Raw genomic sequence first — 18,852 nt, forward strand, 5'->3', positions numbered from 1 at the left:
AGAAAAAAAGAAAAGAAGAAGAACGAAGCTATTCAAGAAGAAAGAAAAACCGGTTTTGGCGATAAAAAACTTGAAGGACCAAACAGACCTGCTGAATAGAAAAAATTCGCTTGGATCCAAAAAGTCCAAGCGTTTTTTTGCCTTAAGATCTGTAACTGTTTTTAGCTAAAAAGAACCATTCTAATAAATGTTTAGTTGACATAAAATTTATTATATAAATGAGGATGTAAAATCATGTGCTAAATTTAGTGAAGTATGCTATAGTTATTATTTTAGAGGAACGTTTTTGAGGGGATATGAAAATTATGATACGATATCCAAATGGACAAGCTTATGTTCAAACAACCACAAAGCTTTCACAAAAAACTATAAACCCAAACTATTCAAACCGCGGAATGACATTGGAAGAAGATATTAATGAAAGCAATTTATATTATTTAACCAATGGTATTGCTGTTATTCATAAAAAACCGACACCCGTACAAATCGTTTCAGTCGATTATCCTAAAAGAAGTGCAGCTGTTATAAAAGAGGCATATTTTAAGCAGCAATCGACTACAGATTATAATGGTGTCTACCGTGGAAAGTATATTGATTTTGAAGCTAAGGAAACAAAAAATAAAACTTCTTTTCCTTTGCAAAATTTCCATGAACACCAGATTGAACATATGAAAGCAGTCGTAAAACAAGGGGGAATTTGCTTTGTCCTTTTACGTTTTACAAACAGTGATGAAGTATTTTTGTTAGAAGCAAAGCATTTATTTCCTTACTGGGATGAAAGTATAAAAGGAGGACGAAAATCGATCCCCAAAAAAATCATTGAAACAATTGGATATCATGTTCCGATTCATTTACATCCAAGAATTGATTATTTAAAAGTCATTGACCATCTTTACTTTAACCAATAATGGCATATTTATAATCTATTTTTAACAACATTTTATTGGAAGTTTGAAAGGCAGGTATTATGATGTCTGAAAACTATCGTACAAGACAGGAAAGACGAGCAGCACAAGAAAAAAAGAGAGCAAAATCCGAAAAAAAATCCGTCCATCTCTTTAAACGGATTTTCGCAATTATGATTATCATTGGACTTGTTTTTATGCTGGCAGGAGTAATTTCCGTAGCTGCAATTATTATGAACGCTCCAAAACTTGACGCAGCAGCACTGCTTGATCCACCATCAACGAAAATCTATGACCGCAACCAAAATTTGATCGCGGAACTAGGTAACGAAAAAAGAACGCTTATTACGTATGAAGATATTCCTAAAGTCCTTGAAGATGCAGTACTCGCAACAGAAGATGTTCGCTTTTACGACCATTTCGGAATCGATATTAGACGTATCGGCGGTGCTGTAATTGCCAACATCACTCAAGGTTTTGGATCACAAGGAGCAAGCACAATTACACAACAAGTCGTAAAATTATCATTCTTATCAATGGAAAAAACTCTCACACGGAAGATTCAAGAGGCTTGGCTTGCGATCCAACTCGATGCAAAATATTCAAAAGAGCAAATACTGACTATGTACTTAAATAAAATCAATTATGGGAACCGTTCTTATGGGGTTGCTAAAGCAGCTGAAACGTACTTTGGTAAAAGTTTAAAAGATTTGGAACTCCATGAAGCTGCTCTTTTAGCAGGTTTGCCGCAGAGGCCTTCAGGTTATGATCCGTACAAATATCCTGAACTTGCAGAAAAACGTCGAAATACAGTTTTATCATTAATGGAAAAGCACGGAAAAATTACTCATGAACAAGCAGAAGCTGCAAAAAAAATACATGTAACGGATTATATTGTTAAAAAAGTTGAAAAATCAAATCCACATGACGCTTTTGTTGATCAAGTTTTAGAAGAGTTAGAACAAGTTGAGAATATTGATGTTTTATCGAGCGGTGTTTCCATCTATACAACATTAGATTCAGACATACAAAAATTCGTTGAAAAAGTATTGGATACAAATGAATATATCAATTATCCCGATGATCGTTTCCAAGCCGGTCTTGTTGTTCTAGATACGAAAACAGGAGAAGTGCTGGCCATAGGCGGTGGCCGTAATCAAAGTACATCCTATTTTGCAACAGACATTAAACGGCAGCCTGGTTCAACGGCAAAACCGATTTTTGATTATGGGCCGGCAATCGAGTATTTAAAATGGTCTACGTACCATCAAATTGTCGATGAACCTCATAGTTATACAAATGGACCAGCTGTTAGAAATTATGATGGCAAATATAAAGGTCAAATGTCTATCCGTTATGCTTTAGCAGATTCAAGAAATATACCTGCTTTAAAAACATTTCAAGAAGTAGGAGCCGAAAGATCTCGTCAATTTGCTAAAAAACTTGGCATCGAAGTTGGCGACTATATTACTGAAGCTTATAGTATCGGAGGATTTAATGGTACTTCACCGCTTGACCAGGCAGGAGCCTATAGTGCTTTTGGAAATAATGGCATCTATACGAAACCGCATACGATTCGCAAAGTTGTCTTTCCTGACGGCCGAGAAATTAATATGAAACCAGAACAGGAAGTTGTCATGAAAGATTATACAGCATTTATGATCACTGACATGTTAAAATCGGTCGTCGAGTACGGTACTGGACGTTCTGCAAATGTGCCTGGAGTTCATATCGCTGGAAAAACAGGATCAACAAACTTTGATGAGGAAACGCGAAAAAAATATAACATTCCTAAAGGTGCAATGCCTGATGTATGGTTTACTGGATATTCCCCTGATTATACGATTTCTGTATGGACAGGGTATAGCAAGCATGGAGAGGGTAATTATATTACGAGCAAGTCGTCAGGAATCGCTAAACAATTATTTAGGGTGATTATGCAAGAAATTACTAGAGGCAAAAAACAAAGTGATTTTGTCAAGCCGAACAGTGTCGTTCGTTCACCGGTTGTCGTCGGCTCAAACCCACCGAAATTGCCAAGCGTATTAACACCAGAAGATCAAATTGTTTACGAATACTTTGTTAAAGGAACAGAGCCGAAAGAAGTAACGGATCAATTTGATGAAATTCCGGAAGTGAATAATGCTGCAGCTCAATATGATCCAGTAAGAAACAGAATTGAAATATCTTGGCAATATAATGAAAAATTGTTGGAACGGGTATCTTTCTCGGTAAATGCAGCATTAAATAATAGTGATTTTATTCCTTATTGGTCTGGTAAAGAAATGAAGCTTGTCATTAACGATCCATATCCAAATTCACTTTACTCATTTGAAATTGTCGCGATCGATGATACAAATCCGGCAAGCGTCAGCAAAGCTGTATTGGTAGAAGTGAATACAGACATAAGTCAAATCATAAACCCAGAGAACCCACCACAAAATTGGGAGCAGCCAACTTTGCCTGAAGGTCCAAGGAATCCAGGAAACGAAGATGGTAATAACCGAAACAATCGTGATCGAGATCGAAATCAAAATAACAACGGCAATGTACAAGATGATGACGATGCCGATGATATCGAAGATGATGAAGAAAACTTTACCCACTAACAACAACCAAAACCCGCTGAGGCTGTTAATCAGCCCAAGCGGGTTTTGGTTTTTCTAATGGCTATTTCTTTTTTAAATAGTTTTTGAAGCTCAGTAAATAACTCGGATAATTGAATGAATGAATGATAGTGACTAGGGCGCTCAAGTAAGAAAGAAAGCCTTTCTTTACTGTTCAACGGCTTTATTGGTAACTTTTCTATCTCTTCTAAGGCAGAATTTATACTTGATATGGTTTGGTTATTTATTAAAAATAAGCATGTCATAAAAGACTCGATTTGCTTAAGCATCGGTTCTAAAGCAGTTTGGTAATCTCTTAACCGGAAATATTCAGCCAATTTTTCTTTTTCTTCTTCCCAAAGAGAAAAAAATTGATCGATTTCTTCAATTCGCTGTTTTTCCATCATTAACTGCTCCTTTTCATCCATTTCTTCCCCTCTCTGCATAAATCGAGCAATGGGCAAATCTCACATTGCGGCTTTTGTGCTTTACAATGATAGCGACCGAAAAAGATGAGACGATGATGGGTTTGTCCCCATTTTTCTTCTGGAACTTTCTTCATAAGTGTTTTTTCAACTTCCAATACACTGTCTTTCCACCTGCAAATTCCAAGCCGTTTAGATACTCTTTCCACGTGGGTATCTACAGCAATTGCCGGTATGCCAAAAGCAACTGACATAACAACATTTGCTGTCTTTCGGCCAACCCCAGGAAGCTTCATTAATTCCTCCCTTTCTCTTGGAACTTTCCCGTCATAATTTTCAAGCAGCATCTCACACAGTTTACGTATATTTTTCGCTTTATTTCTGTACAAACCTATAGATCGAATATCATTTTGCAGTTCTTCTAAAGGAACAGCTATATAATCTTCCGGCTTCTTATATTTTTCAAACAATTTTTTCGTAACTTTATTTACTAGTGCATCAGTACATTGAGCTGATAAAGAAACAGCAATAACGAGCTCGAAAGGATTGGAATGATTTAATTCGCAATGGGCATCTGGAAACATTTCACCAATCGTTTCTAAAACTCGTTCAATTTGTTTATTATTTAACATTTAATCTACCCTCCTCCCTGTTTAGAGGTATAACAATTTTTAAGATTCAAGCCAATTATATAGAGGTACTGAAGAGGATTCCTGCTTGGCGGGTTTTGTTTGCATTTTTATCCGTTGGTGCGCTCTAAATTTCTGCCCTTGATCGCGTGCTTGTTCTATCGTTTCAATTCCTTTCTTTTGCCATTCAAACAAAATACGGTCAATATATCGGAAGTTCAATTTCCCGCTCATAACGGCTTCCCTTAATGCTGCTTTTATTAATAATGGACTATAGTGGTCATGATCAAGCCAAAGTTTTAGTGTTTCACACTCCATAGGAGATAAAGGCCTGCCAAATTCTTGTTCAAATAATGTATAAATATTTATTTCAGCCAATTCACTTTCTTGCAACGCTTTTTTCTTCTTTTGATCATACAAAAAGTAATATAGCTTCTCCCAAAGTGGACGTATTGAAAAAATTTCAACTACTATTCCATCATCATTTTTCTCTTTAATTTCTAAATAGCCACGTTGAATTAAATATTTTAAAATTTCCATACACCGATCTTTCGAGCAGCTCATTCGTTCAGCAAGCTGCTCGGGTGTAGGAAACAAATTTCCACTTTCAATGGCTGAATAAATATGAAGCAAAAACATAAACTCTTCTTCATTTAACCCAATCTTTTTATAATTTTCTAAAAGCAATTTTGGAATGGCAAAACTCCCAACAGCAAACAAGTCAATAAAATATTCTTTTTCCATTTTGGTGAACACCTCAAAGTTTATTATACCATGCAGCATTTCTTTATAGGTTATTTTTAAATTGTGTGACTTTTTGTTCCCCTAAATAAATAAAAGCTGACCATTGGTAAATGGTCAGCACCATTTTTAAGGATATAACCGATTTAAAAGTCTTGGAAACGGAATTGTTTCTCGAACATGTTCTGCTCCTGTGATCCAAGCTACCGTTCGTTCTAAACCAAGTCCAAAGCCCGAATGAGGGACAGATCCATATTTACGTAAATCGAGATACCATTCGTAAGCACCACCGGTTAGATTGTGTTCTTCATAGCGTTTTTTCAATAATTCTAAATCATCAATTCTTTGGGATCCACCAATAATTTCCCCATAACCTTCGGGTGCAATCAAATCGGCACATAAAACAACTTCAGGCCGGTTCGGATCTGGTTTCATATAAAATGCTTTAATTTTTGCAGGATAGTGGGTAATAAATACCGGTTTGTCAAACTCTTCAGCAATCGCTACTTCATGAGGGGCACCAAAATCTTCTCCCCATTCGATGTCGTTAAATCCTTTTTTATGTAACAATTCAATGGCCTCATCATACGTAATTCGTGGAAACGGAGGCTTTATATTTTCAAGTTTTGACACATCCCGGCCGAGCGATTTTAATTCAAGTTGACATCTTGATAAAACCGATTGTACGAGATAACTTACGTATTGTTCCTGTATTTGCAAACTTTCTTCATGTTCGACGAAAGCCATTTCTGGTTCAATCATCCAAAACTCAATTAAATGCCTTTTTGTTTTTGATTTCTCAGCCCGAAATGTCGGTCCAAAAGAATAAACTTTTCCTAATGCCATAGCTGCAGCTTCCATATACAGTTGTCCGCTCTGAGATAAATATGCATCTTCATCAAAATATTTTGTGTGAAATAGTTCACTCCCGCCTTCTGCTGAAGTGCCCGTTAATATCGGCGGATCAACTTTAACAAAACCATTATTATGGAAAAATTCATACGTAGACCATATGATTTCATCTCTTATTTTCATAATCGCATGCTGCCGTTTAGAACGAAGCCAAAGATGACGGTGATCCATCAAAAACTCAACGCCGTGCTCTTTTGGAGTAATGGGATAATTGATTGCTTCATGGATGATTTCAATATCTTTTACAGTTAACTCATATCCAAAAGGTGAACGTACATCCTCTCGTACCGTTCCTGTCACCCAAAGCGAAGTTTCTTGGGTAAGAGCTTTTGCTTTTTGAAATACATCTTCACTAACTTCATCTTTGACTACAACACCTTGAATAAAGCCCGTTCCATCACGCAGCTGTAAAAATGCGATTTTACCGCTTGAACGTTTATTGGCAAGCCAAGTTCCAATTGTAACATCTTGACCTACAAAATCTTTTACTTTTGAAATAGTTGTTCTCAACGGTTCTACCCCCTGCTTTCAACGATAAGGCGGTCATCGATTATTTTGTTTTCTTTTCCATAAAACGTTTTATTCTTTCTACTGCACTTTCTAATAAATCTAATGATGTTGCATAAGATAATCTAACGTTTTCAGGCGCACCAAAACCAGAACCCGGCACTAAAGCAACTTTTTCTTCATCTAATAATGCTTTAACCCACTCGTCAACATTTTCATAACCTGTCATTTCAGCTGCTTTTTTAGCATTTGGGAATAAATAGAATGCCCCTTGTGGCTTAACGCATGTAAACCCAGGAATTTCAATCAACTGTTCATAAATTTTATTCAATCGTTCCTCAAAAGCCTTCCTCATCGTTTCAACTGGTTCTTGTGGTCCTTTATAAGCAGCAATTGCAGCATATTGAGCAATTGAAGTTGGATTGGATGTGCTATGGCTTGCCAAATTTGTCATTGCTTTAATAATAGCGCTATCACCAGCAGCATAACCAATACGCCATCCAGTCATTGAATGAGATTTGGAAACACCGTTAATAATAATCGTTTGTTTTTTAAGGTCTTGTGATAATTGAGCAATTGACACATGTTTATTATTTCCATATATTAGCTTTTCATAAATTTCATCGGAAACAATTAAAATGTCGTGTTCGAGGCACACTTCACCCAATGCCCTTAATTCTTCCTCAGTATAAATCATCCCTGTTGGATTGCTTGGAGAGTTAATGACAACTGCTTTCGTTTTTGGTGTAATTGCTTCTTTCAACTGCTCTGCTGTTATCTTGAAATTATTAGCCTCTTTACCTTCTACGAAAACAGGTACCCCTTCAGCCAACTTTACAAATTCAGGATAACTTACCCAATAAGGAGTTGGAATAATAACTTCATCCCCCGGATTAATAATCACTTGGAATAAAGTATATAAAGCATGCTTAGCACCAACACAAACAATAATCTCATTAGCCTCATAATTTAATTGTTGATCTGTTTTAAATTTTTCGATAATAGCTTCTTTTAATGCTAGTAGACCACCGGATGGAGTATATTTTGTATGACCTTCATTCATTGCTTTTACTGCGGCATCAATAATATGCTGCGGTGTGTTAAAGTCAGGTTCTCCAGCTCCTAAGCCAATTACATCATAACCAGCATCTTTTAGTGCTTTTGCTTTAGCTGTAATTTCAAGCGTTGTAGATGGCGTCAATAATGAAACCCGATTTGCTAATTTCATGTTAAATATCCTCCTCAAAGCGTTCCTTTTTCAGACTGTACTTTTTCACAAATGATCCATCAACAAATTTCAAAAAATAATATGTATAGCGATTTTCTTGGTCTATATAAGTGACTTCCCAAAGGGGTGTTGTTTCAATTTTATTTGTGCGATGGTCCTTTATTACTTCAGCACCAAGTCTTATATTTATTAATTTTAATGGATTTTCATTTGCAATTACATATTTTTTTACTTTTTCTTTTGACCAGCCTTCATTCGATTTTTTGACGATAAATTTGGAATTTGACGTGTCATATGGAACCCATACGATGATTTCTTCATTTTTTTCATTTGTTCCGTATACAATATTATATGCAATCGTGCCATGATAATAATCGACGTCATTTATTGTACGAAGGTCTTTTACATATTCTTTCGCAAGAGCAATAGCTTTATTTTGCCAATATTTTTGATCGCTCATGCTATCTTGATAAATTTGTACTGCTTGCCAAAAAATAATAATGATTAATAACGGTATTATATACAACCACTTTTTCATAGTAAACCTCTATGTTTTATATATAGTAAAAATAGCCTTTTCCTTATCTTGATCATCAAGTGCTAATCCAAACATAAGGTCACGCTCTTTTAACGTTCTATTTAAGACATCAACGATTTTATAAAGATCCGGTGAATATTGAATTTGCACCGTTGCCAACACTTCAATTTTACTTTCCATTGAAATCCTCCTTTCCAAGAAAATTTTGTTACACATAGCTATTGAAAATAAAGTGCAAAATAGTTGTACGAAACAAAATCATCGTCTCTTTACCCATTATACCAAATAATAAGCAAAATCATTGCTCATATGTAAAACTATACTACTCCATCCGACACCATAATCAAGGGGCTCAACCGCCCTTTTTTTTTGACAAAAGGGAATGAAAGAAAATCGAATCATACATCCGCAAAAAGGCTTTCGCTTTAAAAAGCGAAAGCCATCGTTTGATGATTCAAAAAACATCATGAAAGTACTGTCTGAGCTGGTTCAGCGTAAATTAATTGTTTAATCGTATTATCTTTTTCATTCATAATCGCAACTTTTGGCTTATGTTCAGCTATTTTATCTTCAGGGACAAGTGCATATGAAATAATAATTACAATATCATCAGGTTGAACAAGACGTGCAGCAGCACCATTTAAACAAATTACTCCGCTGCCGCGAGGTCCAGGAATCACATATGTTTCAAATCTAGCCCCGTTATTATTATTTACAATCGCGACTTTTTCATTTGCACAAATGCCTACTGCATCCATTAAATCTTCATCAATGGTAATGCTTCCAACATAATTTAAATTCGCTTCGGTCACCCTTGCCCGATGAATTTTAGCATTCATTAACGTTCTAAACAATAGCATTTCCCCCTATACCGTAAAAATGACGTTATCGATTAATCGAGCTTTTCCAAACTTAACTGCAATGGCAATTATCATTTTGCCATGCGGCTTCGCGATTGGTTCCAACTGTGGATAAGAATAAATTTCCACATAATCAATTTTTCCAGATGTTTTTCTTGTAATATCATCTATTATTTCGGATTTAATTTTCTCAAGGTCTGTTTCACCCGCTGTTATTTTTTCAACAGCTTTTTGTAAACTTTTATATAGTTCTGGTGCTTCTTTACGTTCCTGCTCGGTTAAATATACATTACGAGAGCTCTTCGCAAGCCCATCCTCTTCCCGAACAGTCTCTACGGGAACGAGTTCAACAGGTATATTGTAATCTTTTATTAATCCATCGACAACTGCCACTTGTTGGGCATCCTTTAATCCAAAATAAGCGCGATCTGGCATTACAATATTAAAAAGCTTTAAAAGAACTGTCGCAACGCCGTCAAAATGGCCTTGTCTAGATTTTCCGCAAAGAACATCGACTCGTTTTTTAACATGGACCTCAGTCGAAAGCTCAGTTGGATACATTTCTTTTACGTCCGGATAAAAAATATAATCGACTCCAGCTTGTTTAGCTAAAGCCTCGTCCCGCTCAATATCACGCGGATATGATTCGAAATCTTCGTTTGGTCCGAACTGTAGCGGATTGACAAAAATACTCGCAACGACGATTTCATTGTTCTTTCTTGCTTCATTCATTAATTTTAAATGACCTTCGTGCAAATAGCCCATCGTCGGTACGAACCCAATTGTTTTTCCGGAAGAACGAAGCTGTTTCATTGTTTGCTGCATTTCTTTTATTGAACGTATGATTTTCATATTATTTTCCTCCGTATAACGATAAGAGCTCCTCTTCTTTCATCGTGAAAGAATGCTCATCGGTAGGAAATGCCCGTTTTTTCACTTCATTTCGATATTCTTCAAGTGCATTTCGAATCGATGAATTCACATTTGCATACCGCTTTACAAATTTAGGTACATGACCAAATCCATTTTGAATAATATCATGATATACTAAAACTTGACCGTCTGTTTTGTTTCCTGCACCGATGCCAATAGTTGGTATCGAAAGTTTCTCCGTAATCATTTCACCAAGTTGCTTTGGAACGCATTCCAATACTAGCATCATTGCTCCGGCTTTTTCTACTTCTTGAGCATCTTCAATTAGTTTTTTTGCTGTTTCTAAATCTTTGCCTTGTACTTTATAACCGCCAAGTACACCCACAGATTGTGGCGTCAAACCTAAATGGGCTACTACAGGAATTCCTGCAGCAGTTAGCCGAGAAATTGTATAACAAACCTCTTTAGCCCCTTCAACTTTTAATGCGTTGGCCCCACCTTCTTGCACTAATCGACGAGCGTTATTCATCGTCTCATCAATCGAACAGTGATAACTCATAAAAGGCATATCAGTAACAATAAATGTATTTTTCGCTCCACGCCGTACTGCTTTCGTATGGTGAACCATATCATCAACAGTAACCGGAATCGTTGAATCATATCCTAAAACAACCATACCTAACGAATCTCCAACCAATATAATGTCTACATCTGCTTCTTCCGCAAGTCTAGCAGATGGGTAATCGTAAGCGGTTACCATAACGATTGGTTCTCCGTTTGCTTTCATTTTCTGAAAATCTGTTGTAGTTTTCATTTTTTCCCTCCTAAATAGTTGATAGAGGGAATGACAACTGCCATTTCAACCCAAATAAAAAATCTTTCCATACGGAAAGACGGGTTTGAAATTTGCCAGTTTATTCATCCCCTGTCCTAGTCCGTATCGGATCAAGGCAGCTTTTTTTAAATAAGTATAAATCATTTTGGTGTAGTTTCATAAAGAATACTACCCATCGTAATATTGCTAGTATAGCAGACAATCCCTAAAAAGGGAAATAACTTTTCATAAAATTTTTTATATTTTATTCATTTATTTCAATATCAGCTGAATAGATACGATGAACCGTTCCTTTTTCATCCTCCAGCAGTAAAACTCCTTCGTCTGTGATGCCTAAAGCTTTTCCAGTAATCGAATTCGTCAATGTCCTTGCTTTTATTTGTTTGCCGATACTAACTGCGTAGCTTTCCCATAATAGTTTTACGACTTGAAATCCATTTTTCAAATAATCGAAATATAAATCTTCCATCTCTTTTAAAACCGCTTGTAAAATCGCAGCCCGGTTCCACTTATGCCCACCTTCGATTGCTAAAGAAGTGGCAATAGCTTGCAAATCTTCAGGAAAATGCTCCCGCTCTTGATTGACATTCATACCAATTCCAACAATAACGGCATTAATCCGGTCTGATTCAGCAACTAATTCTGTCAAGATGCCAACGACTTTTTTACCATTGATTAAAATATCGTTAGGCCATTTGATATCACAGCGGATTCCTGTTGCCTTTTGAATACCTCTGACAACACTTACGGCTGCTAATAATGTTAACTGTGGTGCTTGTTGAGGAGCTATTTCCGGTTTTAAAATGATGCTCACCCAAATACCGGTATAGATCGGGGAAAACCAAGCACGGCCTAGTCTCCCTCTACCCATTCTTTGTTCTTCACTAACAACGATTGTCCCTTCAACAGCTCCTTCATAAGCAAGCCTATGGGCAATTTTTTGTGTTGAATCTACTGATTCTTCATAATAAATTTCTCTACCAAAAAATTTTGTATTTAGTCCCAACTGTATTTCATTGCCACTAATTCGATCAGGTTTGCTAATAATTCTATAACCTTTACGCTGTACTGCTTCCAATTCAAATCCATCTTTACGCAATTCTTCAATATGCTTCCATACTGCAGTTCTTGAGCAACCTAACTTTTCACTAATTAACTGGCCGGATAAAAATTCCCCTTCATGATCGGAAAATAATTTTAATAATTGTTTTCGGATGGAGGATTGCATTTTAGAAGCCACTCCTTTATATCTGCTTTCGTATTTTGGACGATTCCTTCCACAACAGCCTTTTCAACATCATTGATAATTTGCGCAAGCCAAGGGCCACCTTTTTTTTGGTACCAATCCATAACATCAATGCCGGTAAGTGCAAGTTCCTTCCTTGAATAAATTGGCAGCTTTTTATGAATTATTTCTACTATATCAGCAAGCTCATCAAATGATCTGTTTTCTAATATACATAATAACTTAATACTAGATAATAAAATATTTTTGCCAGTTGTATATATGAAATAGGGAGTAAGCGCTGCTCCTTTTTGAAGTTTATTTAGAGCTGAAATAATCTGTTTACATGTTCTAATTTTTTCGTTTGAGCTCTTCCATTCCCTAAAAAAAGATTCGATATTTTCAATTTTTAATATCGTAATTAACAATGCCCACTGTTCTTCAAGTGTTAATGGAAGTTTTAAACAATTTTTAGCAAAAGTAAGGAGCTCACTTTTTTTGTCAGCAAAACCTGGCAAATATTTGTAAATTTGAAGTTCCAGTATGAGTGAAAGTGCTTTATCAACTGCTTTCCCTTCAAGCAATTTTTCAAACTCTATTAATATTCGCTCCACAGCAATATTCTTTAAATAATGGGCATGTTTTTGAATTGATTTTTTCGTTTCTTCACTTAGAACAAAATCGAGTTGGCTTACAAAGCGTATGGCGCGCATCATACGAAGAGGATCTTCCAAGAAACGGTCATCAGGTATGCCTACCGTTTGAATTACTTTTTTTTGCAAATCTTTAATCCCATTAAATGGATCAATGATTTTTCCGCTGATATCCATGGCAATCGCATTGATTGTAAAATCCCGGCGGCTTAAATCTTGTTCTAGGGATGTTACAAATTTAACTTCCGATGGACGTCTAAAATCTTTATACTCTCCATCAATTCGAAAGGTTGTTACTTCATAGCACACACCATCATGAATGACAACAACCGTTCCATGCTTGATCCCAACAGGAATTGTTTTTGGAAATAATCGCTCCACATCTTCCGGCAATGCCGATGTAGCTATATCAACATCTCCCAACTTTCTTTTAAGCAAATGATCACGAACAGAGCCGCCAACAAAATATGCTTCAAATCCAGCTTCTATTAATTTTTTTAAAATTGGTTTGGCTTGTAAAAACGGCTCTTTCATAGCTTCATCCTCATTTCATCATCAGAGATCGATAATAAATTTGTTCATACTGGTCAACAATTTTTGATGCATTGAACAAATTTTTCGTTCTTAAATAGGCTTGATTACTCATTTTTTCATACAAATCATCATTTGACAATAAAATGACTGCTTTTTCTGCGACATCCTTTATATCACCTAATTCACAAATAAACCCGGTTTGTCCATCCTCAATCACTTCTGGAATTCCACCAATATTTGTTCCGATACATGGAACCTTGCAAGCCATTGCTTCTAATAATGTTAAACCAAAGCTTTCTTTTTCCGAAAGAAGCAGCATTAAATCGCTAATTGATAAAATTTCTTCGATATTTTCTTGTTTTCCAAGAAAATGGACACGATCTGTCAATCCAAGCTCTTTTACTTTCTTGCAAACGACTGTAAACTCTGGACCATCACCAACTAATAGAAGCTTAGCTTTTATATGATTTTCAATAATAGCAAATGCTTCAACAACATCTGGTACTCTTTTTACATGTCTGAAATTTGAAATATGAATGATAACTTTTTCATCATCAAGAATGCCGTACTGTTGTTTTAAAAAAGGGCGTTCTCGTCTATAATAAACCCGATCATCTACAAAATTATAAACAGTTTCAATCTCTTTCTTTGTTTCGACTAACCGGTATGTTTCTTCTACCAAACTTTTTGAAACGGCTGTTACAATATCAGATTGTTCAATCCCAAAACGGATCAACTCTTGCAGCGAAGGATCATGTCCCAATACAGTAATATCCGTACCATGCAATGTTGTAATAATCTTTAGATTTGAGTTGCTGCCTGCAACCATTTGCTTTGCTAAATACGCACTAATTGCGTGGGGAATTGCATAATGAACATGGAACAAATCAAGTTGTTCTCTTTTTGCCACTTCAGCCATTTTGCTAGCCAAAGATAAATCGTATGGAGGATACTTAAACACAGAATATTGGTTCACATCAACTTCATGAAAATATAAATTTGGATACCATTTATTTAGTCGAAAAGGCACGCTTGAGGCGATAAAATGTATTTCATGCCCTTTCTCCGCTAAGAGCATCCCAAGCTCAGTTGCAACAACCCCTGATCCGCCAACAGTAGGATAACACGTAATCCCAATTTTTAATTTCATTTTTTATTTCCCCTTATTGTTCATCGAGAACTGTTCTCCAATTAAAATCCCCTCGCTCTAATCCATGTATTAATACTTCTGCCGTTCCCATATTGGATGCAAGAGGAATATTATAAACATCGCAAAGTCGGAGCAAGGCACTTACATCTGGTTCATGGGGTTGAGCTGTTAAAGGATCTCTAAAAAAGATGACTAAATCAATTTCGTTGTTCGCAATCATTGCCCCAATTTGCTGATCTCCTCCTAGAGGACCTGATTTGACAAATTGAACTGATAATCCTGTTGCTTCCATTATTTTTTTACCGGTTGTATATGTCGCATATAAGTTATGTTTTTCAAAAATTAGCTTATATGCTGAAACGAATTGAATAAGAGTTTCTTTTTTCTTGTCGTGTGCTATTAAAGCAAGATTCATGATGCTCCCTGCCTCTACTCGATAATATTTTCAAGTCCATAAACAAGTACATTTAAATTCATTACTTTCTCAATTGCCAATTTAACACCCGACATAAAAGAAGAACGATGCAAAGAATCGTGACGGATCGTTAGAATTTGTCCATTTCCTCCAAATAAGACTTCTTGATGAGCAACTAAACCAGGAAGACGTACGCTATGAATACGCATTCCGTTAAAAATTGCACCTCTTGCTCCTTGGAGTGTCTCTTTTTCATTCGGATGACCTTGTTGTTTTTCTTGACGCACACGAGAAATTAATTCTGCTGTTTTAATTGCAGTACCTGAAGGGGCATCCAGCTTTTGATCATGGTGCTGTTCAATAATTTCAACATCCGGAAAATATTTTGCTGCCATTTGTGCAAATTTCATCATTAAGACAGCGCCGATTGCAAAGTTTGGTGCAATAATGACACCAATTCCTTTTTCTTCCGCTTCTTTTGCTAATTCCTTAAGTTCTTGTTCATTAAATCCCGTTGTACCGACGACAGGGCGGATATTATACTTTAACGCCAATTCTGTATGTATGCGGCCAACTTCAGGTGTTGTTAAATCTAATAGAACATCTGCATCTATTTCTTTAAAACATTGCTCAGCATCTTCATAAATTGGGGCATCAATCGGTGGTAAACCTTCAATACTAGAAATTAACTTTCCTCCATTTTTTCGATCAATTGCCGCTTGTAGCTCAAAATGTTCCGTTTGATAAATCAAATTTAAAGCTTCCATCCCCATCTTGCCACGCGGCCCTGCTAAAATAATTCGTATCTTTTCCATTATTATTCCTCCTCTTCCTTTTTCGTCCACCGGTCTTTATCACGTGTTCTAAACTTCTCCATTACAAGTTGAAATGATTCCTCAAGGCTTATGTTTAAAGAATTGGCAAAACAAATTAAAACAAATAATAAATCTCCCAGTTCTTCTTCAATTGTTTTTTCTTTTTCATCAGCCTTTTTTGGCTTTTCACCATAAAAGTGGTTAATTTCTCTAGCAAGTTCACCAAGCTCTTCAGTCATACGTGCTAGCATCGCAAGAGGACTAAAATAGCCTTCTTTAAATTGACTGATATATTTATCGACTTCTTTTTGCATTTCTTCCATCGTTTTTGGTCTCAACAAGAAATCACCTCAATTTTGTACGTGCTACAGTTTTATGTTAGCTAAGATTGTCCTTTTTGACAAACTTTTGTTTTCTTAAATTTGTATTTCTTCACTTTTTAATAAAACTAAACTATAATGAAGTTGCTTTTTTATGGAAGGGGGCTTTTTATGAAGATCAATGTTAAACTAACGAACGTATTATTTATCATGCTAGGGGCTGCTATTTTTTCTTTCGGTCTTGTTCATTTTAATATGGAGAATAATTTGGCAGAAGGCGGTTTTACAGGAATTACGCTTTTATTATATTTTTTGTTCGATTTCGACCCGTCTATTACAAACTTGATCTTAAACATCCCTTTATTTTTTATTGGTTGGAAATATTTAGGGAAAAACACGATGATTTATACGATCCTGGGCACAGTTTTCGTTTCGATTTTTTTATGGATCTTTCAAAGGTATCGGCCTTTTTCAATCCCTCTCCATGATGATTTAGTACTTGCCGCCTTATTTGCTGGTGTTTTTATTGGTGTTGGTTTAGGTACGATTTTCCGTTATGGTGGTACAACTGGAGGAGTCGATATCATCGCAAGGCTCGTACATAAATATATCGGCTGGAGCATGGGCAAAACGATGTTTTTATTTGACGCTTGCGTTATTATTACATCATTAATTTTTTATTTATCTTATCGCGAAGGAATGTATACCCTTGTTGCCCTTTTTGTTGGCGCAAGAGTAATTGATTTCATGCAAGAAGGGGCCTATCTAGCCAAAGGTGCCACAATTATTTCTGAAAAAAGCGATCAAATTGCCAAGCAAATTTTAATAGAAATGGAAAGAGGCGTAACAGTATTAAAAGGTATTGGCAGCTTTACCGGGAAAGAAAGAAATGTCTTATTTTGTGTTGTCGGCCGTAACGAAATTGTTAAATTAAAAAGCATCATCAATTCCATAGATCCACATGCCTTCGTCGCCGTCAGTGATGTCCATGACGTTCTTGGTGAGGGATTTACACTCGATGAAAACAAAAATCCGATTGAAAAGATGTAGTATTAAAAAATAAGGCTGCTTATCAAAAAGCAGCCTTTGTTAAAAGTTTATTCTTCTTCACTAGCCATCCCAGTATACATTAAAATTAAGCGGACTAATTCCATTACAGCTACTAATGCTGCTGCAACATATGTCAATGCTGCGGCATCTAATACTTTTCTTGTCTCTCTTTCCTCATCATTACGGATGATGCCTGCTGCAACAATTTCGTCCATCGCACGGCTGGACGCATTAAATTCTACTGGCAATGTGACAATTTGGAAAAGAACTGCAGCAGCCATACAGACAATTCCTAATAATAAAAATCCGCTTATACCTGCTAAAATACCGATCAAAATTAAAATCCAAGAAAGATTGGAACCAAGGTTTGCTACAGGTACTAATGCATGTCTGAATCGTAAAAATGCATAGTCTTGGGCATCTTGCAAAGCATGGCCAACTTCATGGGCTGCAACTGCTGCACCTGCTACTGAAGTTCCATGGTAATTGTTTGATGATAAACGTACTGTTTTGGTACGAGGATCATAATGGTCTGATAAAATACCATGTGTTTCTTCAACCTTCACATGGTACAAGCCATTATTGTCCAAAATTTTTCTTGCAACTTGAGCACCTGTCAATCCTGAAGATGCAGGAATTTGGGAATATTTGCGATAGGCACTTTTCACTTTCATTTGTGCCCAAAGCGGGATGAGGATGATGATTGCAAAATAGACTAAGAACATCCTTTACCTTCCTCCATATTTTCAATTTCTTAAGTTTTATTTTATTCCGTTGTGAACGCTTTCGTCAAATAAAATGCATTCTCTAGCGGATTCGTCCGCTCATCATAACTGTTTGTTCAGCTCGAAACTTTTTAAATCCTACGTAGAATAAAACTGCAACAATAATCGTTCCGATTGTAATAATCATCCAAATAAGGGATGGATCCGTCTCATCGCTTATAGTTTTGCCAAACAGTTTCATCATATCCTTTTCCATCGCTGTTAAATGAATTTCTTTTTGTTGCTGATCGAAATTGTCATACTTTTCTAGAAAACGAAAATGTGAATCAAGTCTTGAAATTTGTTCAGGTTCAAGATCGATAACTAAACTTGGGTATATTGTATCAAATTGTTTTGCAAAATGATTAAACTGTATTTTAAAATTTTCAACGTCCTTTTGAAGTGCAGCATCTTTCATAGCTTGGAACGTGGTTAACACTTCCTTTTCCATTCCCATCCACATCGGTTGATGATGTGAATGCAAAGCATCAAGCGCAAATCGTAATTGAATAACTTTGCGAATTCTTTCCCCATCCTCTAATGCAGTTGCAGTTAATGCTTTTAAAGCTTCGTCGGTACTGACCGAAATGACTCTTAAATCTTTCATAGTCAGTTCATCTCTTGGATACATTTTAATAAACTGATCAGAGAATCGTTCTAACATTTGTTTTGCTTCCGCATACTTTTTTTGCTTCGTCAAAAATAACACTTTATCGGTCATATGATCAAAATGATTCCATACGTCTTCGTTTGCAAATATGAACGTTTGTGGAATGAAAAAGAACGCCAGAAGTAATAAAGGAAGCCATTTCTTTTTCTTCATCACTTGTCCCTCCATCCGCTTTATTAGAGTGTATGTACCGAGGG

The 18,852-nt window shown here is 36.1% G+C and carries 21 protein-coding genes; 3 read left to right on the forward strand and 18 right to left on the reverse strand.

What is annotated here, in order from left to right:
• Positions 1–305: 305 nt before the first annotated feature.
• A complete protein-coding gene (recU, locus tag HR057_RS10870) occupies positions 306–908 on the forward strand; it encodes a Holliday junction resolvase RecU (RefSeq protein ID WP_196237920.1) in 603 nt (200 codons plus the stop codon).
• A 62-nt stretch (positions 909–970) separates the two neighbouring features.
• On the forward strand, positions 971–3,514 hold the full coding sequence (locus HR057_RS10875) for a transglycosylase domain-containing protein (RefSeq protein ID WP_173731460.1): 2,544 nt from the start codon (positions 971–973) through the stop codon (positions 3,512–3,514).
• A gap of 29 nt (positions 3,515–3,543) precedes the next feature.
• Here the strand turns inward: HR057_RS10875 and HR057_RS10880 are convergent, their stop codons facing one another.
• The 16 genes from HR057_RS10880 to HR057_RS10955 form a co-directional block, all read right to left on the reverse strand.
• Positions 3,544–3,939 carry a YpoC family protein gene (locus HR057_RS10880; RefSeq protein WP_173731461.1) on the reverse strand — a complete coding sequence of 132 codons (396 nt, stop codon included), beginning with the start codon at positions 3,937–3,939 and terminating at the stop codon, positions 3,544–3,546.
• The gene (gene nth, locus HR057_RS10885) at positions 3,918–4,568 is read right to left on the reverse strand and encodes an endonuclease III (RefSeq protein WP_173731462.1); all 651 of its coding nucleotides are present in this window, start codon (positions 4,566–4,568) and stop codon (positions 3,918–3,920) included. The genes HR057_RS10880 and nth overlap by 22 nt, the downstream gene beginning before the upstream one ends.
• A gap of 39 nt (positions 4,569–4,607) precedes the next feature.
• Complete coding sequence (locus tag HR057_RS10890) at positions 4,608–5,309, reverse strand: DnaD domain-containing protein (protein WP_173731463.1); 702 nt, start codon at positions 5,307–5,309, stop codon at positions 4,608–4,610.
• Positions 5,310–5,435: 126 nt separating this feature from the next.
• Positions 5,436–6,728 (reverse strand): asparagine--tRNA ligase, encoded by a 1,293-nt coding sequence (gene asnS, locus HR057_RS10895; protein WP_173731464.1) that lies wholly within the window; start codon positions 6,726–6,728, stop codon positions 5,436–5,438.
• A 40-nt stretch (positions 6,729–6,768) separates the two neighbouring features.
• Complete coding sequence (locus HR057_RS10900; protein WP_173731465.1) at positions 6,769–7,953, reverse strand: pyridoxal phosphate-dependent aminotransferase; 1,185 nt, start codon at positions 7,951–7,953, stop codon at positions 6,769–6,771.
• 1 nt (position 7,954) lies between these two features.
• On the reverse strand, positions 7,955–8,491 hold the full coding sequence (locus HR057_RS10905) for a cell wall elongation regulator TseB-like domain-containing protein (protein ID WP_173731466.1): 537 nt from the start codon (positions 8,489–8,491) through the stop codon (positions 7,955–7,957).
• 9 nt (positions 8,492–8,500) lie between these two features.
• The gene (locus tag HR057_RS10910; protein ID WP_173731467.1) at positions 8,501–8,671 is read right to left on the reverse strand and encodes a YpmA family protein; all 171 of its coding nucleotides are present in this window, start codon (positions 8,669–8,671) and stop codon (positions 8,501–8,503) included.
• 284 nt (positions 8,672–8,955) lie between these two features.
• Complete coding sequence (panD, locus tag HR057_RS10915) at positions 8,956–9,345, reverse strand: aspartate 1-decarboxylase (RefSeq protein WP_173731468.1); 390 nt, start codon at positions 9,343–9,345, stop codon at positions 8,956–8,958.
• Positions 9,346–9,357: 12 nt separating this feature from the next.
• A complete protein-coding gene (panC, locus tag HR057_RS10920; RefSeq protein ID WP_173731469.1) occupies positions 9,358–10,203 on the reverse strand; it encodes a pantoate--beta-alanine ligase in 846 nt (281 codons plus the stop codon).
• Position 10,204: 1 nt separating this feature from the next.
• Positions 10,205–11,038: a 3-methyl-2-oxobutanoate hydroxymethyltransferase gene (panB, locus tag HR057_RS10925; RefSeq protein WP_173731470.1), complete on the reverse strand. Its 834-nt coding sequence runs from the start codon at positions 11,036–11,038 to the stop codon at positions 10,205–10,207.
• Positions 11,039–11,303: 265 nt separating this feature from the next.
• The gene (locus HR057_RS10930) at positions 11,304–12,287 is read right to left on the reverse strand and encodes a biotin--[acetyl-CoA-carboxylase] ligase (RefSeq protein ID WP_173731471.1); all 984 of its coding nucleotides are present in this window, start codon (positions 12,285–12,287) and stop codon (positions 11,304–11,306) included.
• Positions 12,257–13,471 (reverse strand): CCA tRNA nucleotidyltransferase, encoded by a 1,215-nt coding sequence (locus tag HR057_RS10935; RefSeq protein ID WP_173731472.1) that lies wholly within the window; start codon positions 13,469–13,471, stop codon positions 12,257–12,259. Before HR057_RS10935 ends, HR057_RS10930 begins: the two co-directional genes overlap by 31 nt.
• 10 nt (positions 13,472–13,481) lie before the next feature.
• On the reverse strand, positions 13,482–14,621 hold the full coding sequence (bshA, locus tag HR057_RS10940) for an N-acetyl-alpha-D-glucosaminyl L-malate synthase BshA (RefSeq protein WP_173731473.1): 1,140 nt from the start codon (positions 14,619–14,621) through the stop codon (positions 13,482–13,484).
• A gap of 13 nt (positions 14,622–14,634) precedes the next feature.
• Entirely contained in the window at positions 14,635–15,036 is a 402-nt protein-coding gene (gene mgsA / locus HR057_RS10945) for a methylglyoxal synthase (RefSeq protein ID WP_173731474.1), read from the reverse strand.
• Between the two features lie 14 nt (positions 15,037–15,050).
• Positions 15,051–15,851 carry a 4-hydroxy-tetrahydrodipicolinate reductase gene (dapB, locus tag HR057_RS10950; RefSeq protein WP_173731475.1) on the reverse strand — a complete coding sequence of 267 codons (801 nt, stop codon included), beginning with the start codon at positions 15,849–15,851 and terminating at the stop codon, positions 15,051–15,053.
• Positions 15,852–15,853: 2 nt separating this feature from the next.
• Positions 15,854–16,174 carry a nucleotide pyrophosphohydrolase gene (locus HR057_RS10955; RefSeq protein WP_374723754.1) on the reverse strand — a complete coding sequence of 107 codons (321 nt, stop codon included), beginning with the start codon at positions 16,172–16,174 and terminating at the stop codon, positions 15,854–15,856.
• A gap of 168 nt (positions 16,175–16,342) precedes the next feature.
• Between HR057_RS10955 and HR057_RS10960 the strand changes: the two genes are divergently transcribed.
• The gene (locus HR057_RS10960) at positions 16,343–17,221 is read left to right on the forward strand and encodes a YitT family protein (protein ID WP_173731477.1); all 879 of its coding nucleotides are present in this window, start codon (positions 16,343–16,345) and stop codon (positions 17,219–17,221) included.
• 47 nt (positions 17,222–17,268) lie between these two features.
• On the opposite strand, the gene HR057_RS10965 is transcribed toward HR057_RS10960, so the two are convergent.
• Together HR057_RS10965 and HR057_RS10970 are read right to left on the reverse strand one after the other, a co-directional pair.
• Positions 17,269–17,946, reverse strand: a complete 678-nt coding sequence (locus tag HR057_RS10965; RefSeq protein ID WP_173731478.1) for a zinc metallopeptidase — start codon at positions 17,944–17,946, stop codon at positions 17,269–17,271.
• A gap of 82 nt (positions 17,947–18,028) precedes the next feature.
• Positions 18,029–18,808, reverse strand: coding sequence for a sporulation protein YpjB (locus HR057_RS10970; RefSeq protein WP_173731479.1), 780 nt, complete (start codon positions 18,806–18,808; stop codon positions 18,029–18,031).
• Between the last annotated feature and the right edge of the window lie 44 nt (positions 18,809–18,852).

It is taken from the genome of Calidifontibacillus erzurumensis (genome assembly GCF_013303125.1).
In the GTDB taxonomy this organism is placed as follows: domain Bacteria; phylum Bacillota; class Bacilli; order Bacillales; family Bacillaceae_J; genus Calidifontibacillus; species Calidifontibacillus erzurumensis.

Excerpts from the sequence above, each read along its gene's own strand:
- HR057_RS10955 (WP_374723754.1), bottom strand. The coding sequence starts at position 16,174 with ATGGAAGAAATGCAAAAAGAAGTCGATAAATATATCAGTCAATTTAAA.
- HR057_RS10875 (WP_173731460.1), top strand. The coding sequence starts at position 971 with ATGTCTGAAAACTATCGTACAAGACAGGAAAGACGAGCAGCACAAGAA.
- nth (WP_173731462.1), bottom strand. The coding sequence starts at position 4,568 with ATGTTAAATAATAAACAAATTGAACGAGTTTTAGAAACGATTGGTGAA.
- HR057_RS10930 (WP_173731471.1), bottom strand. The coding sequence starts at position 12,287 with ATGCAATCCTCCATCCGAAAACAATTATTAAAATTATTTTCCGATCAT.
- HR057_RS10965 (WP_173731478.1), bottom strand. The coding sequence starts at position 17,946 with ATGTTCTTAGTCTATTTTGCAATCATCATCCTCATCCCGCTTTGGGCA.
- HR057_RS10900 (WP_173731465.1), bottom strand. The coding sequence starts at position 7,953 with ATGAAATTAGCAAATCGGGTTTCATTATTGACGCCATCTACAACGCTT.
- HR057_RS10905 (WP_173731466.1), bottom strand. The coding sequence starts at position 8,491 with ATGAAAAAGTGGTTGTATATAATACCGTTATTAATCATTATTATTTTT.
- panC (WP_173731469.1), bottom strand. The coding sequence starts at position 10,203 with ATGAAAATCATACGTTCAATAAAAGAAATGCAGCAAACAATGAAACAG.
- HR057_RS10935 (WP_173731472.1), bottom strand. The coding sequence starts at position 13,471 with ATGAAAGAGCCGTTTTTACAAGCCAAACCAATTTTAAAAAAATTAATA.
- HR057_RS10910 (WP_173731467.1), bottom strand. The coding sequence starts at position 8,671 with ATGGAAAGTAAAATTGAAGTGTTGGCAACGGTGCAAATTCAATATTCA.
- mgsA (WP_173731474.1), bottom strand. The coding sequence starts at position 15,036 with ATGAATCTTGCTTTAATAGCACACGACAAGAAAAAAGAAACTCTTATT.
- panB (WP_173731470.1), bottom strand. The coding sequence starts at position 11,038 with ATGAAAACTACAACAGATTTTCAGAAAATGAAAGCAAACGGAGAACCA.
- bshA (WP_173731473.1), bottom strand. The coding sequence starts at position 14,621 with ATGAAATTAAAAATTGGGATTACGTGTTATCCTACTGTTGGCGGATCA.
- HR057_RS10880 (WP_173731461.1), bottom strand. The coding sequence starts at position 3,939 with ATGGATGAAAAGGAGCAGTTAATGATGGAAAAACAGCGAATTGAAGAA.
- HR057_RS10970 (WP_173731479.1), bottom strand. The coding sequence starts at position 18,808 with ATGAAGAAAAAGAAATGGCTTCCTTTATTACTTCTGGCGTTCTTTTTC.
- HR057_RS10890 (WP_173731463.1), bottom strand. The coding sequence starts at position 5,309 with ATGGAAAAAGAATATTTTATTGACTTGTTTGCTGTTGGGAGTTTTGCC.
- HR057_RS10960 (WP_173731477.1), top strand. The coding sequence starts at position 16,343 with ATGAAGATCAATGTTAAACTAACGAACGTATTATTTATCATGCTAGGG.
- recU (WP_196237920.1), top strand. The coding sequence starts at position 306 with ATGATACGATATCCAAATGGACAAGCTTATGTTCAAACAACCACAAAG.
- dapB (WP_173731475.1), bottom strand. The coding sequence starts at position 15,851 with ATGGAAAAGATACGAATTATTTTAGCAGGGCCGCGTGGCAAGATGGGG.